We start from the raw sequence: 1,282 nt of genomic DNA on the forward strand, positions 1-1,282 counted from the left end.
TGAGTACTGGCGTGAGTTCACTCAGCACCGGCCTGAGCAACACCAACAGCTCGGTGTCCAGCTTGAGCACTGGCTTGAGCGAGACGAACAGTTCAGTGTCCAGCCTGAGTACTGGCCTGAGCAACACCAATAGCTCGGTCTCTTCGTTGAGTACTGGCGTGAGCTCACTCAGCACAGGTTTGAGCAACACGAACAGTTCCGTGTCCAGTTTGAGTACGGGTCTGAGCAATACCAATAGCTCCGTCTCGTCTCTGAGTACTGGCGTCAGCTCGCTCAGCACCGGGTTGAGCAATACCAATAGCTCCGTTTCTTCGTTGAGCACCGGAGTGAGTTCGCTCAGCACAGGTCTGAGCAATACGAACTCCAGCGTTTCAAGCTTGAGCACAGGCTTGAGCAACACGAACAGTTCAGTGTCTAGCCTGAGCACTGGCCTGAGTGAGACGAACAGTTCCGTGTCTAGCTTGAGCACGGGCCTGAGCAACACCAATAGCTCTGTCTCCTCCTTGAGTACCGGTGTGAGCTCACTGAGTACTGGTTTGAGCAATACGAATAGTTCCGTGTCCAGCTTGAGCACTGGCTTGAGCGAGACGAACAGCTCTGTTTCGTCGCTGAGCACTGGCGTGAGTTCGCTCAGCACCGGCTTGAGCAACACCAACAGCTCGGTGTCTAGCCTGAGCACGGGCTTGAGCAATACCAATAGCTCTGTTTCGTCTTTGAGCACCGGCGTGAGTTCGCTCAGCACGGGCTTGAGCAACACCAACAGCTCGGTGTCCAGCTTGAGCACTGGCCTGAGCGAGACGAACAGTTCAGTGTCCAGTTTGAGTACTGGCCTGAGCAACACCAATAGCTCGGTCTCTTCCTTGAGCACTGGCGTGAGTTCACTCAGCACAGGCCTGAGCAACACGAACAGCTCGGTGTCTAGTTTGAGCACGGGCCTGAGCAACACCAATAGCTCTGTTTCCTCGTTGAGTACTGGCGTGAGCTCACTCAGCACAGGTTTGAGCAACACGAACAGTTCCGTGTCTAGCTTGAGTACGGGTCTGAGCAACACCAATAGCTCTGTTTCCTCGTTGAGTACTGGCGTCAGCTCGCTCAGCACCGGGTTGAGCAACACCAACAGCTCCGTTTCGTCGTTGAGCACCGGAGTGAGTTCGCTCAGCACCGGCCTGAGCAACACCAACAGCTCGGTGTCCAGCTTGAGCACAGGCTTGAGTGAGACGAACAGTTCAGTGTCCAGTTTGAGTACTGGCCTGAGCAACACCAATAGCTCGGTCTCTTCCTT

Annotated in this window: 1 protein-coding gene; it reads right to left on the reverse strand. The window is 54.8% G+C overall.

Annotation, left to right across the window (positions count from 1 at the left end; translation table 11 throughout):
- Positions 1 to 1,282, reverse strand: a 1,282-nt coding sequence (locus G518_RS41360) for a hypothetical protein (protein WP_169458014.1), incomplete at both ends; no start/stop codon positions are given.

Origin of the sequence: Ottowia thiooxydans DSM 14619, assembly GCF_000422885.1 — a bacterium.
GTDB lineage: Bacteria > Pseudomonadota > Gammaproteobacteria > Burkholderiales > Burkholderiaceae_C > Ottowia > Ottowia thiooxydans.